General features: G+C 66.6%; 12 protein-coding genes. 10 read left to right on the top strand and 2 right to left on the bottom strand.

Translation table 11 applies throughout. The features are described 5' to 3' along the window. The first annotated feature begins 26 nt into the window (after window positions 1-26). The 4 genes from prsT to NX773_RS17745 all read left to right on the top strand — a co-directional run bounded on the left by prsT (window position 27) and on the right by NX773_RS17745 (window position 5,608). Window positions 27-2,807, top strand: coding sequence for an XrtA/PEP-CTERM system TPR-repeat protein PrsT (gene prsT, locus NX773_RS17760; protein WP_258857633.1), 2,781 nt, complete (start codon window positions 27-29; stop codon window positions 2,805-2,807). A gap of 189 nt (window positions 2,808-2,996) precedes the next feature. Beyond that, window positions 2,997-3,653: an N-acyl amino acid synthase FeeM domain-containing protein gene (locus NX773_RS17755; protein ID WP_258857632.1), complete on the top strand. Its 657-nt coding sequence runs from the start codon at window positions 2,997-2,999 to the stop codon at window positions 3,651-3,653. A 15-nt stretch (window positions 3,654-3,668) separates the two neighbouring features. Continuing rightward, window positions 3,669-4,544, top strand: coding sequence for a ThiF family adenylyltransferase (locus NX773_RS17750; RefSeq protein ID WP_258857631.1), 876 nt, complete (start codon window positions 3,669-3,671; stop codon window positions 4,542-4,544). Next, window positions 4,541-5,608, top strand: a complete 1,068-nt coding sequence (locus tag NX773_RS17745; protein ID WP_258857630.1) for a nitroreductase family protein — start codon at window positions 4,541-4,543, stop codon at window positions 5,606-5,608. Before NX773_RS17750 ends, NX773_RS17745 begins: the two co-directional genes overlap by 4 nt. 170 nt (window positions 5,609-5,778) lie before the next feature. Here NX773_RS17745 and pepA read toward each other — a convergent pair whose 3' ends face one another. Both pepA and NX773_RS17735 read right to left on the bottom strand, forming a co-directional pair. After that, on the bottom strand, window positions 5,779-6,639 hold the full coding sequence (pepA, locus tag NX773_RS17740; RefSeq protein WP_258857629.1) for a flocculation-associated PEP-CTERM protein PepA: 861 nt from the start codon (window positions 6,637-6,639) through the stop codon (window positions 5,779-5,781). 228 nt (window positions 6,640-6,867) lie between these two features. Further along, window positions 6,868-7,491, bottom strand: coding sequence for an XrtA/PEP-CTERM system exopolysaccharide export protein (locus tag NX773_RS17735; RefSeq protein WP_258857628.1), 624 nt, complete (start codon window positions 7,489-7,491; stop codon window positions 6,868-6,870). 521 nt (window positions 7,492-8,012) lie between these two features. Here NX773_RS17735 and NX773_RS17730 point away from each other — a divergent pair. From NX773_RS17730 to NX773_RS17705, 6 genes are read left to right on the top strand one after another with little or no spacing between them, the layout of a single operon-like run. Then, a complete protein-coding gene (locus NX773_RS17730; protein WP_258857627.1) occupies window positions 8,013-9,539 on the top strand; it encodes an XrtA system polysaccharide chain length determinant in 1,527 nt (508 codons plus the stop codon). 23 nt (window positions 9,540-9,562) lie between these two features. Next, on the top strand, window positions 9,563-10,465 hold the full coding sequence (locus NX773_RS17725) for an XrtA-associated tyrosine autokinase (protein WP_258857626.1): 903 nt from the start codon (window positions 9,563-9,565) through the stop codon (window positions 10,463-10,465). After that, window positions 10,446-11,996: a TIGR03016 family PEP-CTERM system-associated outer membrane protein gene (locus tag NX773_RS17720; RefSeq protein WP_258857625.1), complete on the top strand. Its 1,551-nt coding sequence runs from the start codon at window positions 10,446-10,448 to the stop codon at window positions 11,994-11,996. Before NX773_RS17725 ends, NX773_RS17720 begins: the two co-directional genes overlap by 20 nt. A 16-nt stretch (window positions 11,997-12,012) precedes the next feature. Then, a complete protein-coding gene (locus NX773_RS17715; protein ID WP_258857624.1) occupies window positions 12,013-13,008 on the top strand; it encodes an XrtA/PEP-CTERM system-associated ATPase in 996 nt (331 codons plus the stop codon). Window positions 13,009-13,010: 2 nt separating this feature from the next. Further along, a complete protein-coding gene (locus tag NX773_RS17710) occupies window positions 13,011-13,892 on the top strand; it encodes an XrtA system polysaccharide deacetylase (protein ID WP_258857735.1) in 882 nt (293 codons plus the stop codon). Next, the gene (locus tag NX773_RS17705) at window positions 13,889-14,983 is read left to right on the top strand and encodes a FemAB family XrtA/PEP-CTERM system-associated protein (protein WP_258857623.1); all 1,095 of its coding nucleotides are present in this window, start codon (window positions 13,889-13,891) and stop codon (window positions 14,981-14,983) included. The genes NX773_RS17710 and NX773_RS17705 overlap by 4 nt, the downstream gene beginning before the upstream one ends. The last annotated feature ends 1 nt before the right edge of the window (window position 14,984 follow it).

Below are 14,984 nucleotides of genomic sequence, written 5' to 3'. Positions count from 1 at the left end.
CACCCGGACAAAGAGGGAATGAAACCATGCCGCAACGATTCGCACAGGGAAAACTCAGAGCCGCCGTGATGTGCGCGGTGGTGCTGCTGGGCGCAGGCCTAAGTGGATGTAATGACAACAAATCAACCGGCCAATTGTTGCAGGAGGCGCAACAATATCAGCAGAAAGGCGACCGCAAGGCCGCGCTGATCCAGCTGAAGAACGCGGTGGCGCAAAGCCCCGGGGATAGCCAGGCCCGCCTGCGCCTGGGCGAACTGCACCTGGACATGGGCGACAGCGCCTCGGCAGAGAAGGAATTGCGCAAGGCGGCCAGCCTCGGCGCGCCGCCACAGCGCACCCTTCCGCTGCTGGCGCGCCTGATGCTGTCGCAAGGCCAGTACAAGCAGCTGCTGGACGAGATTACACCACAAGCGGCGCAGGGCTCCGCACAGCTGCTGGCGATGCGCGGCGACGCCTTCGTGGCGCTGGGCGACCCGGTCCACGCGAAACAAGCCTACGAACAGGCGCTGGCGTTGGACCAACACGCCGGCGATGCGCTCACTGGCCTGGCGCGCAACGCCATCGCCCAGGGCGACCGCCAGGCAGGCGAACGCTACACCGCCGACGCCATCGCGCGCGACCCCAGGAACCCGGAAGTGTGGATGTTCAACGGCACCATGCTGCGCGCCGCCGGCAAGCCGGCCGAAGCGCTGGCCGCATTCGACAAGGCGCTTGCGCTCAAGCCCGAGCACCGCTCCGCGCACGTCGAAAAAGCCTACATCGAGATCGAGCAAGGCAAGTTCGAGGCGGCCAAGGCCGACCTGGACGCAGCCCGCAAGAACGCGCCCGGAAGCCTGCTGGTGACCTACACCCAGGCCATGCTCGACTTCAGCCAGGGCAAATTCGCCGCCTCGCAGGAGTCGCTGCAAAAAGTGCTCAAGAGCGCGCCGGAACACATGCCGAGCATCCTGCTGGCCGGCGCCGTCGAGCTGAACATGGGCGCCACCCAGCAGGCCGAACAGCACCTGCGCAAGTACCTCGAGATCAATCCCGACAACCTCTACGCCCGCAAGCTGCTGGCCCAGACCCTGCTCAAGAGCGCGCAACCGAACGAGGCCGTGACCGCGCTCGCGCCGGTCCTCAAGCAGGCGCCCCAGGACGCCCAGCTGCTCGCGCTGGCCGGCGAATCGTACATGCAGGTGCACGACTTCCGCCAGGCCAGCGCCTACTTCGAGAAAGCGGCCGCGCTGGCGCCGAAAGCGGCGGTCGTGCACACCTCGCTGGGCCTGGCGCGCCTGAACCAGGGCGAGCACGACAAGGCCATCAGCGAACTGCAACTGGCCACCGAGCTCGACCCGGCATCGGCCAGCGCCGGCTTTGCCTTGGTGCAGGCCCAGGTATCGGCGCGGCAGTACGAGAAGGCGCTGGCCACCGTGGACAAGCTGGCGCAGCGCCAGCCGGGCAACGCGGCGGTGCAGAACCTCAAGGGCGGCGTTTGCCTGGCCAAGGGCGACAAAGCCGCGGCCCGCGCCGCGTTCGACAAGGCGCTGTCGCTGCAGCCGAACTACTTCACCGCCGTGGCGAATCTGGCCCAGCTCGACCTGGCCGATAACAAACCCGACGCGGCGCGCGTGCGTTTCGAAGCCTTCCTGCAAAAGGAGCCGAAGAACTTCGGCGCGATGGCCGCCCTGGCCGAACTGTTGGCGGCGCAGAACAAGCCGGCCGAGGCCACCGCCTGGCTGGAAAAAGCCAGCAACGCCAACCCCGATGCGGTGGGACCGGCGCTCAAGCTCGGCGCGCAATACCTGCGCACGCGCCAGCCGCAAAAGGCGCTGACGCTGGCACGCCAGTTCCAGACTGCCAACCCGACCAACCCGGATGTGCTCGACCTGCTGGGCCAGTCGCAGCTGGCCAACAAGGACCAGGCGGGCGCGCTTGAAACCTACAGCAAGCTGGTCAACGTGCTGCCGAAATCGGCCATGGCGCAGATGCGCATGGCCAGCGTGCATGCGCTGATGAAGAACGACAGCGCCGCCGCCGAAGACCTGCGCCGCGCGGCCGAGCTGCAGCCGGACCTGGTCGATGTCCGCGTCGCCCAGGTCGAGCTGGCGATGCGCCGCGGCCGGGTGGACGAGGCGCTGGCGGCGGCGCGCCAGGTGCAACAGCGCCCGGCCCAGGCCACGCTCGGCTACATGCTCGAAGGCGACATCCAGCTGAGCCGGAACAAGGCGCCGCTCGCGCTGGCCGCCTACCAGAAAGCGTACGCCACCACGCCCACGCCGCAACTGCTGGTCAAAGTCGCGCAGGTGCTCAAGCTGACGGGCAAGGACAAGGAATCGGAGCAGCTGATCGGCCAGTGGCGCCGCGCCCATCCGGACGAACCGGTGGTGGCGCTGTACGTGGCCGAGTCGCAGCTGGCGAACAAACAATTCAAGCCGGCCATCGCCTTGCTCGAGCAGGTGGTGAAGAACGACCCGAAACACGCGGTCGCGCTGAACAACCTGGCCTGGGCCTACCAGCAGGAGAAAGACCCGCGCGCGCTCGCGACCGCCGAGCAGGCGCTCAGGCTCACCGGCGACAGCCCGGCCGTGATGGACACGCTCGGCTGGATGCTGGTCGAGCAGGGCAACACGCAGCGCGGCGTGCCGCTGCTGCAGAAGGCAGTGGCGCTGGCGCCGGCGGCGGCGGACATCCGCTACCACCTCGCGTTCGGCCTGTCCAAGGCCGGCGACAAGGACGGCGCGCGCAAGGAGCTCGACAAATTGCTCGGGGAAAATCGTCCTTTCGCACAACTCGACGAGGCGCGCTCGCTGCGCAAGATGCTGTGAACGGGATGCAAGGCAAAACGCGGCGCGCCGGAGCAAGCGGCGCGCGCCGCGGCCAGGCGCGGGGAGGCGGCGGCGATGGCGGACAAGGCACAAACTGACCAGCACCCGCTTACGGATGAGGCCGTATCGGGCGCTGCCGACCAGGGTGATCGGGCTAAGATTGCGGCCTCTGCACTAGAGGATGTAGTCGTGACCCAGGATTCCTATGGCATCCGTCTGACTGATACTGCGGAAGGCCGGAGCTCGGCCAGCTTGTTGATCAACAAGATGTATGCCTGGCGCGGCTATGCCGGCACCCACCAGATCGTCGACGACCCCAACCGCATCACCCTGACCGCGACCGACCACGGGCGCGTGGTGGGCACGCTCACCATCGGCATGGACGCGCCGGTCGGCCTGTCCGCGGACCAGATCTTCAAGGAAGAACTGGACGAGATGCGCGCACGCGGCGCGCGCCTGTGCGAGTTCACCAAGCTCGCGTTCGACCCATCGGTCAAGTCGAAGACCTCGCTGGCCAACCTGTTCCACCTGGCCGTGATTTACGCGCGCGACATCCACCACCGCACCGACATCGTGATCGAAGTGAACCCGCGCCACCGGCGCTTCTACGAGCAGATGCTGGGCTTTAAGCAGCTCGGCGAACTCAAGACCAACCCGCGCGTGAACGCGCCGGCCTACCTGCTGCGCGTGGAGCTCGACTTCGTGACCGAACAGATCAGGCAATACGGCGGCACCTTCAGTGAAAAGAGCACCGGCCGCTCGTTCTATCCGTATTTCTTCTCCCCGCGCGAAGAGCAGGGCATTATCAACCGGCTGCTGCGCATCGACGAGCAGCAGCTCGCATGAGCGCGAGGTATCACCGTGCACCACAGTCCCTTCGTCTACGAACACGCATTCGCGCGCAACATCGGCTGGGTCACGCCCGCCGAGCAGCAGACGCTGCGCACTAAGCGCGTGGCGATTGCCGGTGGCGGCGGAGTCGGCGGCGTGCACCTGCTCACGCTGGCGCGCCTTGGCGTCGGGCGCTTTCGCATCGCCGACTTCGACACCTTCGACATCGTCAACTTCAACCGCCAGGTGGGCGCGATGATGTCCACGCTGGGCGAACCGAAGGCCGAGGTGCTGGCGCGCATGGCACGCGACATCAACCCCGAGATCGAGATCGAGGTATTCGACCAGGGTGTCAATGCCGATAACCTGCACGCCTTCCTCGACGGCGCCGACCTGTATGTGGACGCGCTCGACTTCTTCGCGTTCGACATCCGCCAGCGCACTTTCGCGATGTGCTTTGAACTGGGCGTGCCCGCCACCACCGCCGCCCCGCTGGGCATGGGCGCCGCGCTGCTCACCTTCATGCCGGGGCAGATGAGCTTTGAAGAGTACTTCCAGTGGGGCGACCTGCCCGATGTGGAAAAAGCGGTCCGCTTCGTCGTGGGCCTGGCGCCGGCGGGCCTGCACCGGCCCTACCTGGTGGTGCCGGAAGCGGTGAATTTCGCCGAGCGGCGCGGGCCTTCCACCTTCATGGCCTGCCAGCTTTGCGCCGGCATCGCGGCCACCGAGGCGCTCAAGATCCTGCTCGGCCGCGGCCGCGTGCTGGCCGCGCCGTGGGGAGTGCAGTTCGACGCCTACCGCAACAAGCTGGCGCGCACCTGGCGCCCGGGCGGCAACCGCAACCCGCTGCACCGGCTGATGATCGCGATCGGCCGGCGCCAGCTGGCAAAGGCGGCACAGCCATGATGCCGACCGGCGCAATGCGCAAGATCCTCGACCTGGCGCGCTGGGCGCCGTCCGGCGACAACACGCAGGTGTGGCGCTTCGAGGTGCTGGGGCCAAGCCACGTGCTGGTGCATGCGTGGGACACGCGCGCCGACTGCGTGTACGACCTGGACGGGCACCCGAGCCAGATCTCGATCGGCACGCTGCTCGAGACGATCGCGATCGCCGCCAGCGCCCATGGCCTGCGCGCCGACGTGCGCCGCCGTTCCGACCGCCCGGTCGAATCGCCGCAGTTCGATGTCTGGCTGGTGGCCGACGCACGCATCCAACCCAGCCCGCTCATCGACGCCATCACGCGCCGCACGGTGCAGCGCCGGCCGATGCGCACACGCGCGCTCACCGCTCTTGAGAAAGAGGCGCTGGAACAGTCGCTCGGGCCAGGCTATGCGCTCACGTGGCTGGAGAGCTTTGGCGACCGCCTGCGCGCGGCGCGGCTGATGTACGCCAACGCCGCCCTGCGCCTGTCGATGCCCGAGGCATTCGATGTCCACCGCCGCATCATCCACTGGAACGCCTGGCGCAGCCCGGACAAGGTGCCCGACCGCGCGCTGGGCGTGGACCCGGGCACGCTGCGCCTGATGCAGTGGGCGATGGCGAGCTGGCGCCGCATGTCCGCTGTGAACCGCACGCTTGGCACCTGGGCGCCGCGCCTGCAGATGGACTTCGTTCCCGCGCTCGCGTGCGCCGCCCACTTCGTGCTCAAGGCGCGGCGCGCGCCGGCATCGATCGACGACTACATCGAAGCAGGCCGGGCGCTGCAGCGCTTCTGGCTAACGCTGACGAAGCTGGGCCTGTTCATGCAGCCCGAGATGACGCCGCTGATCTTCTCCAGGTACGTGCGCGAGGGCCTTCGCTTCACGCAAACCGAGCGCCTGCACGGCGTGGCCGCGCGCCTTGAGCGCGAGGCGCGCGCGCTCATCTTCACCGACGAACTGCATCCGGTGTACATGGGCCGCGTGGGCGCGGGACCGGCGCCAACGGCGCGCTCCGAGCGGCTGCCGCTCGAGCAGCTGCTCATCCCTTGAATCACACTACAGTTGGACGCGTGGGCAGGAAACCTGCCCACGCTACAAAACCACCACGACTTTCGTAGGGTGGGCAGATTCTGCCCACGCGTTCAAACAACGCGAGCAGGCCGAAAAAAAAGAGCGGGCCGCAGCCCGCTCCTTCATCCATTCGAACGTGATCCGGCAGATCAGGCCTTCTTGGCGCGCTTGCGGCTCACGACGCCGGCGCCCAGCATGGCGATGCCGAACAGGGCCAGCGAGCCCGGCTCCGGCACTTCGGCCAGCTTGAACTGGCCATTGGTGCCCAGGAAGAAGTACTGGCCAGCAGCGTTGGCATAAGCCGAGCCGTTGCAGCCGGCGCCGGTGAAGCCGGCGAACTGGCAGGCCACTTCCGACACCAGCATGCCATTGGCGTCCTGCAGCGGGTTGGCGTTGGTGAAGGCGAACGACAGCACGCTCTCCTTCGACAGGTCGTCGCCATTACCGCGGAAGAAGTAGCCCGCGGCCAGATCGCCGGCGCTGGCCTTGGCATTGACGGTCACCTGGCCGTTCGAGACCGGGTTGCCGAACTGGTCCACCTTGCCGCCGCCGCCAGCCAGCACGTCGAAGGTGGCGATCAGGTTGCCCAGGTTGGCGCCGTAAATGCCGGCGCTGGTACCGTACTGGCCGCTGGTCGGGTTCTGGTAAATCTTGATCAGGCCGCCGCCAAAGGTGAAGCTGCCGGACAGGGTGCCGGTGCCGTAGGCTTCGAAGGTCGCGGTGATGTTGCCGCCCGGGTAGGTCACCGGGAACAGCTTGAAGTTGCTGTCGGCCTGCGGGATGTTGAAGACCGAGTGCTCCTTGAAGCTGAAGCTCGAGGTCCCGGTCGGGCTCAGCTGGATGAACGAATTGCCGTTCACATCCAGGTATTCGTGGACCGTCTGGCCGCTTTCGAAGCCGCCGCCCACAGGATTGAAGACCCAGTCGTTCATGACCACGCCCGCATTCGCGGAACCAGCAAAGGCCAGGGCAACAGCAGCAGCGGTAGCAAGTTTGTTCAGCAGTTTCATGATGTATCGTCCTCGATGTGAATAATTAATTTCTCGCCAACACGCCCTACATTTAGCAATCGCCGTGCCAGCCCATCAAGTTCTTTTATTTTCAATGACTTAGTTGATGATGTCCTTGGCTCGGCGGCCGCGGTGTAAGGTTTTCCGACAGCCGCTTGGACCCGATCCAATGCGCACAAGAAAAACGCCGCCCGAAGGCGGCGCGGAGGAAGCCCGGCTTGTGGCCGGTCAGAAGAAGCTCTCGGGAATCACCAGCACGTCGCCGGGACGCATCGCCACGTTGGCCGACACATCGCCGTCGCGCACCAGGTCGTCCAGGCGCACGGCCAGCCGCTGCGGCTTGCCATCGACGTTGCGGATGATGGTGGCGCGGTTGCCGGCGGCAAAATCGGTCACGCCGCCGACGGCGATCAGCACATCCATCAGCGACATGTCGCGCTTGTAGGGCAGCGCCTGCGGCTTGGCGGCCTGCCCGATCACGCGGATCTGTTCGCTGTAATTGCCGATGAAGTTGGTCACCACCACCGTCACCACCGGCTGCTGGATGTATTTCGACAGCGACTTTTCAATGTCGCGCGCCAGTTCGCTGGACGTCTTGCCGGCCGCCTGCAGGTCCTCGACCAGCGGCGTGGTGATCTTGCCGTCCGGACGCACCGGCACCGACATCGACACCTCCGGATTGCGCCAGACGATGATGTTGACCGCGTCGCCCGGACCGATTTTATAGTCGGGGTTGGCGGCGACGGCCTGGTTTTCGGCCGGGGCCGGCGGGGTCGCGCAGCCGCCCAGCAGCAGGGCCAGGCTCGCGGTGGCGGCCAGGATGGCAGCCCTGGCGGTCAGTCGGTATGTCATTTCCTTGTTCTCCTTCGTGGCAGAGGTCGCGTCAACCCAGGCCGGCCTGAAAGTTGCAATTTACCCATCAGTTTCCTGTTGAGTCGGAACTATAGTGCTTTTGGAAAAGACACCGCGCACGGGAGAACATTTCACGTTTTCAAGCTCGTGCCCGGCTCTCGATTCTGTCTCCGCCACCTCACCGTGTCCCGTCAGATCCCCGTTTCCCCTGCAGGGACGCGGCGCAAGGCTTCGCCAAGCTCAACCGTGCTACGTGAAATTTTTTTTCTCACTACAATCAAATCGTTTAATTTTTGGCAACAATGCAAACCGGCACGCGAGGCCAGACAAGTGTTTGCATGAGCTAACAACAGTTCATTGATTGCCAAACCAAAACTTGGGTGCGGTAACGCACGGAAGTTTGATTGCAGAAACGACACCTTAGTAATTCACGACGGAAATTTCATCGCGGAACTCGCATCCGCCCAACAAGCAGGCAACAACCTCGCCCCCGCCGGGCATTTTTTAGACGAGACAAGCAAATGGCAGAAATGACGGCCGCAATCCACCACTTTCTCAAGGCGATTGGCAAGTACCGCTGGCACGCGGTCGCCATCACGTGGACCTTTGCGCTGGTCGGCTGGGCGATCGTGCTCAAGCTGCCCAACCAGTACGAAACCTCGGCCCGCGTGTACGTCGATACCCAGACCATCCTCAAGCCCCTGCTGTCGGGGATGACCACCCTGCCCAACCTGGAGCAGCAGGTGGTGTTCATGCGCCGCACGCTCCTCAGCCGCCCCAACGTCGAAAAGCTGATGCGCATGGTGGACCTGGACGTGAAGGCCGGCGACGCCAGGGAGCACGACAAGATGGTCGATGAGCTCATGGACAAAATCAAAATCGCGGGCACCGAGCGCGACGACATCTACACCATCAGCTACACCGCCCCCAATCCCAAGCTGGGCCGCGACGTGGTGCAGTCGCTGCTGACGATGTTCGTCGAGGGCAGCTTCGGCGGCAAGAAGCAGGACTCCGAAAAGGCGGTGCAGTTCATCGACGACCAGATCAAGACCTACGAGGAAAAGCTGGCCAGCGCCGAGAACGCGCTCAAGGAATTCAAGATCAAGAACGTGGGCATGCTGCCGCGCGACGGCGCCGACTATGGCGCCAAGCTGGCCGACGCCACCGAGCAGCTGAACCAGGCGCGCCTTGAACTGGCCGAGGCCGAGCAGGCCCGCAACGCGATCCGCCACCAGATCGCCGGCGACGGCAAGGGCGAGAAGCTCGATCCGGCGCTGGCCGACAAGGAGCTGGACGACCGCATCGCGTCCGTGACCAAGAATCTGGACGCGCTGCGCATGCAGTACACCGACCAGCACCCGGACATCATCGCCAGCCGCCGCCTGCTCGACCAGCTCCAGGCGCGCAAGAAAGAAGAGTTGAGCCATCCGAAGCGCAGCCTGGACCCGGGCGCCTCGTACAGCCCGATGCTGCAGCAGCTGAACGTGAGCCTGTCGGCGGCCGAGGCGCGCGTGGCCTCGCTCAAGGCCCGCGTGGGCGAACACGCCGCGCGCGTTTCCCGCCTGCGCGCCCAGGGCACCGTGATCCCCGAGGTGGAAGCCCAGCTGGCGCAGCTGAACCGCGACTACCAGGTCAACCGCGAGAACTACCAGAAGCTGGTCGAGCGCCGCGAATCGGCACGCCTGTCCGGCGACCTGTCCTCGGCCACCGACATGCTCACCTTCCGCGTGGTGGACCCGCCGACCGCGCCCACCAAGCCGTCCGGCCCCAACCGCCTGCGCCTGTTCTCGCTGGTGTTCGTGTTCGCGCTCGGCGCCGGCGTGGCGGGCGCCTTCCTGATGAGCCAGGTGCGCCCGACCTTCCTGTCGCACGCGTCGCTGCGCGAAGTGACCGGCTTGCCGGTGCTGGGCAGCGTGGGCATGAACTGGACCGAGCGCGAGCGCGTGCGCCACCGGCGCCGCCTGTATGCGCTGGCCTGTTCGGTGCTGGTGCTGTTCGGGACCTACGGCGCCGGCGTGGCCGCGATCGTGGCGCGGCCCGCGCTGTAACGGATAGAACACAAGGAGTCATCGTGAGCATTATCGAAAAAGCGGCCAGCCGCATCGACCTGCAGCGTGCAAGCGCCGCCCAACCCATTCCCGCCGGCGCCGAACCGGAAACCGCCGCCGCGTTCGTGCCGCCGGCGCCGCCCGCGCTGCCGCTGCCCGGGTTCGACGCGGCCACCGCCGCGCCGGTCGTTCGCCCTGCCGCCAAAACGGTCGATCTGGACCTGGAGCGCATGCGCACCATGGGCCTGGTCACCGCGGCCGGCGGGCGCACCCAGCTGCTCGAGGAATTCCGCATCATCAAGCGCCCCCTGCTGCAGCGTGCCTTCGCCGCGCGCGCGCCGGGCGACAAGCCGGCCAACCTCATCATGATCACCAGCTCGCTGCCGGGCGAAGGCAAGACCTGGTGCGCGATCAACCTGGCCATGAGCATTGCAATGGAACTCGACCACACCGTGCTGCTGGTCGAGGCCGACGTGGCGCGCCCGTCTGTGTTGCGCACGCTCGGCCTGCCCAACCAGCCCGGCCTGATGGACGTGCTGGCCGATACGCGCCTGGACGTGGCCGACGTGATGCTGCGCACGAACGTGGACACGCTGTCGATTCTCCCGGCCGGCACCTCCACCGCGCGCTCGACCGAACTGTTGGCCAGCTCGGGCATGAGCTCCCTGCTGCATGAGATCGCGACGCGCTACCCGGACCGGGTGGTGATCTTCGATTCGCCGCCGCTCCTGATGACCAGCGAAGCGCGCGTGCTGGCAAGCCACATGGGCCAGATCGCGCTGGTGGTGGAAGCCGAGCAGACCACCCAGCACGCGGTGATGGAGGCGATCGGCCAGCTCGAAGGCTGCAGCAACGTCAACCTCATCTACAACAAGACCAGGGACTTCCCGGGCCTCGACGCGGCGTATGGCTATCACTACGGTTAAGCTGCCGCGGCTGGCGCCGGTCGCACTGGCGCTGCTCGCGGTAGCGCCACAATGCCACGCCGGCTGGCGCTTCACGCCATTCGTCGGCGTCACCGAGACCTTCACCGACAACGTCGCGCTGCAGCCGGACGAGCAGGCAAGGAGCGCGTGGATCGGCGAGGTCACGCCCGGGTTTGCGCTGACCGGCCGCACGCCGCGTCTGTCGCTGGCCGCGATGACGCGCTGGCACGTGTTCGCCTACGAGGGCAAGCGCATGCCGGGTACCGCCGACAGCGTGAACCAGTACAACGCCAACGCCCAGGCGCGCGTGATCGACGACTGGCTGTACGTGGACGCCCTCGCCTCGGGCGGCCCGCAGTCCGTCTCGGCGTTCGGTCCCCAGGCCGCTGTCACCGGCAACCTCTGGGCCACCGGCAACCGCGCCAACGTGCACACCTGGCGCGTGAGCCCCTATCTGCGGCACCGCTTCGGCGGCAGCGCCGACCTGACCGTGCGCTACCTGCGCGACTCGGTGGACGCCGGCCGCAACCTGCTGGGCACCAGCGAGGGCCGCACCGTGGCCGCCAGCCTGGCCAGCGGGCCGTCGTTCTACACGCTCGGCTGGAGCCTCGATTATTCGAAACAGGACCTGGACAACAAGCTGATGGGGCCCTCGTCGTCGGAAAACGCGATGGGCACGCTGCGCCTGCGCCTGAGCCGCAGCTTCGCGCTGACCGCAAGCCGCGGCTACGACCGCTACGACTTCCAGTCGCTGGGCGGGCGCACCGCCGGCGCCAACTGGGCCGGCGGCTTCATCTGGGCGCCATCGAGCCGCACCAGCGTGCGCGCGAGCTTCGGCCATCGCTATTTCGGCCCGAGCGGCTCGCTCTCGGCCAGCCACCGGCGCCGCCACAGCGTGTTCAACCTGTCGTACAGCGACGAGATCACCACCGCGCGCTCGCAATTCCTGCTGCCGGCCACGTTCGACACCGCAGCCATGCTGGACAAGATGTTCACCACCTCCTTCCCCGACCCGGCCGCGCGCGCCCAGGCGGTCGAGGCGTACATGAAGGTGGCCGGCCTGCCTCCCACGCTGGCCGACAGCATCAACTACTTCAGCAACCGCTTCATGCGGCAAAAGCAGCTGCACGCGTCGATCGGCCTGAACGGCGCCCACGGCAGCTGGCTGCTGTCGGCGTACGACACCCGGCGCGAGGCGTTGTCGCTGGCGCAAAGCGACAGCCAGTTCCTCGGCAGCGAGCTGGCCACCGCCAGTCAGGACACGCGCCAGCGCGGCCTGTCCTCGACCTACACCTACCGCGTTTCATCGCGCACCAGCGCATCGCTGTCGGCGCTGGCCTTTCGCACGCAGTCGCTTTCGACGGGCCTTGCGCAGGACACGCGCACCGTGCGATTCGGGATGAACCACCAGCTCAGCGACCGCATGCAGGCCGCTTTCGAAGTTCGTCACGCGCGCGGCGCCTCCAGCGCCCTAAACGCAAAGACCTACACCGAGAACGCGGTGTCGGCCACCCTGTCCATCCAGCTTTAAGCGGAGCGAGAACACGATGTACGAAACCTACTATGGATTGTCGGCCAAGCCGTTCCAGCTGCGCCCCGACCCGCACTTCTATTTCGCCAGCCACGGCCACAAGCGGGCCATGGCCTACCTCGAATACGGCCTGTCGCAGGGCGAGGGCTTCATCGTCATCACCGGCGAAGTCGGCGCCGGCAAGACCACGCTGGTGCGCAACCTGTTCAACCGCATGCCCAAGGACCAGATCGTCGCGGCGCACATCGTCAACACGCACCTTGACGCGGACGATGCGCTGCGCATGGTGGCGTCTGCCTTTGGCCTGCCGACCGACGGCGCATCCAAGGCCACGCTGCTGGCGCGCCTTGAGCAGTTCCTGCGCCTGACCGGCCGCCAGGGCAAGCGCGCGCTGCTGGTCATCGACGAGGCGCAGAACCTGAACGCGGGCACGGTGGAAGAGCTGCGCATGCTGTCGAACTTCCAGACCGATTCGCAGTGCCTGCTGCAGACCTTCCTGCTCGGCCAGCCCGAGTTCCGCGCCACCCTACACAGCCCGACCATGCAGCAGCTGCGCCAGCGCGTGATCGCCAGCTACCACCTGGGGCCAATGGACGCGCAGGAGACGCGCGCCTACATCGAGCACCGCCTGCAGACGGTCGGCTGGAAGGGCGACCCGGCTTTCTCGGCCGAGGCGCACGCCGCGATCTACGCCTACAGCGGCGGCATTCCGCGCAAGACCAACACGCTGTGCGACCGGATCATGCTGATGGGCTTTCTCGAAGAGCTGCACGCGTTCGGCGCGGCCGAGGTGCAGGCGGTTGTGCGCGACATCAGCGAGGAGTTCGAGCTGCCCGGCCAGCAATTCGAGCACGCGGCCGCAGCCGCGCCGCAGGCGACGCCACCGGCCGACTCGATCGACGAGCGCATGACGCGCCTGGAGACATCGATGGTATCGATGCTCTCGCTCCTGAAGCACATGGTGGCCGCGCCCCAGGCCGCGCTCGCACAGCCAGCGGACGGTGCCCAATGAAGATGAACGAAGCAGCGCTGCAGGCAGGGCACGCCAGCAGCACCGGCCCGGTCGTCAACGCGATGACGTGCGACGTCGAGGACTACTTCCAGGTGTCCGCATTCGCGCCGTTCATCGCGCGTGACAGCTGGCCGGCGCGCGAATGCCGGGTCGAGGCGAACATGGACCGCATTCTCGCCCTGTTTGCCGACAACGGCGTCAAGGCGACCTTCTTCACGCTCGGCTGGATTGCCGAACGCTACCCGAACGTGGTGCGCGCGATTGTCGCGCAGGGCCACGAGCTGGCCAGCCACGGTTACAGCCACCTGCGCGCGAGCGACCAGGGCCGCGCCGAGTTCGCGCGCGACATCCGGCGCAGCAAGGCGCTGCTGGAGGACATCGGCGGTGCGCAAGTGGTGGGCTACCGCGCGCCCAGCTTTTCAATCGGCGCGGACAACCTGTGGGCGCTCGACGAGCTGCTGGGTGCCGGCTACCGCTACAGCTCGAGCATCTACCCGATCCGGCACGACCACTACGGCATGCCGCACGCGCCGCGCTTCGCCTTCCACCCCACCGGGCCGGACGGACTGCTCGAGGTGCCGATCACCACCGTGCGCCTCATGCAGCGCAACCTGCCTGCGGGCGGCGGCGGCTACTTCCGCCTGCTGCCGTACACGCTGTCGCGCTGGATGATGGAGCGCGTGAACCGCATCGACCGCCAGGCCGCGATCTTCTACTTCCACCCGTGGGAGATCGACCCCGGCCAGCCGCGCCCGCAGGGCCTGTCCCCCAAGGCGCGCTTCCGGCACTACATCAACATCGACCGGATGGAACAACGTATTCGACAGCTCACCCGCGATTTTGCGTGGGACCGCATGGACCGCATTTTCCTGGACAAGCAATGACGATCATCGAACTGGCACAAGCCAAACACGCCGCCCCGATCCTGGCGACCGGGCCGCACACCCTGCACCTGATGCAGCCGCATGAGCGCCCCCGCTGGGACGCATTCGTGCGCACCTGCCCTGACGCGACCTTCTTCCACCTCTCCGGCTGGCAGAAAGTGATCGAGGAGTCGTTCGGCATCAAGACCTGGTTCTACTACGTGCAGCAGGACGGCCAGATCCAGGGCGTGCTCCCGCTGGCGCAGATCAAGAGCCGCCTGTTCGGGCACTCGCTGGGGGCGATGCCGTTCTGCGTGTACGGCGGCGTCGCCGCCCTCACCGACACCGCGCGCGCGATGCTCGACGGCGCGGCGCACGCGCTGGCGCAAGAGCTGGGCGTAGGCCACCTCGAATACCGCGGCATGCGGCGCGCCCACCCGGATGACCCCGAGTGGCAAACCAAGGAACTGTACGTCACCTTCCGCAAGCCGATCTCGGGCGATGACGAAGAAAACATGACCGCGATCCCGCGCAAGCAGCGCGCCATGGTGCGCAAGGCGATCAAGCTTGGTCTGGTGGGCGAGGTCGACGACAACGTGGACCGCATGTTCGACGCGTATGCCACCAGCGTGCATCGCCTGGGCACCCCGGTGTTCCCGAAAAAGTACTTCGCGCTGCTGCAGCAGGTGTTCGGCGACGAGTGCGAGGTGCGCACCATCACCACCGCAACCGGCGAACTGGTCGCGTCGGTGCTCAGCTTCTACTGGCGCGACGAGGTCGTGCCCTACTACGGCGGCGGCACGGCGCTGGCGCGCGAGGTGGCCGGCAACGACTTCATGTACTGGAATTTGATGCAGGCCGCCAGCGCGCGCGGTTGCCGCCTGTTCGATTTCGGCCGCAGCAAGCTGGGCACCGGCGCCTACGACTTCAAGAAGAACTGGGGCTTCACCGCGCAGTCGCTGCCCTACGAGTACAAGCTGTACCGCGCCACGGCGCTCCCCGACAACAACCCGCTCAACCCGAAGTACCAGCTGTTCATCCGCATGTGGAAGAGGCTGCCGCTGCCGGTCGCCAACGCGCTCGGCCCGTACATCGTGCGCAACCTGGGGTAAG

The organism is Massilia solisilvae (assembly GCF_024753215.1).
Taxonomy (GTDB): Bacteria; Pseudomonadota; Gammaproteobacteria; order Burkholderiales; family Burkholderiaceae_D; genus Telluria; species Telluria solisilvae.
This window is presented reverse-complemented; position numbering and strand designations above follow the sequence as displayed.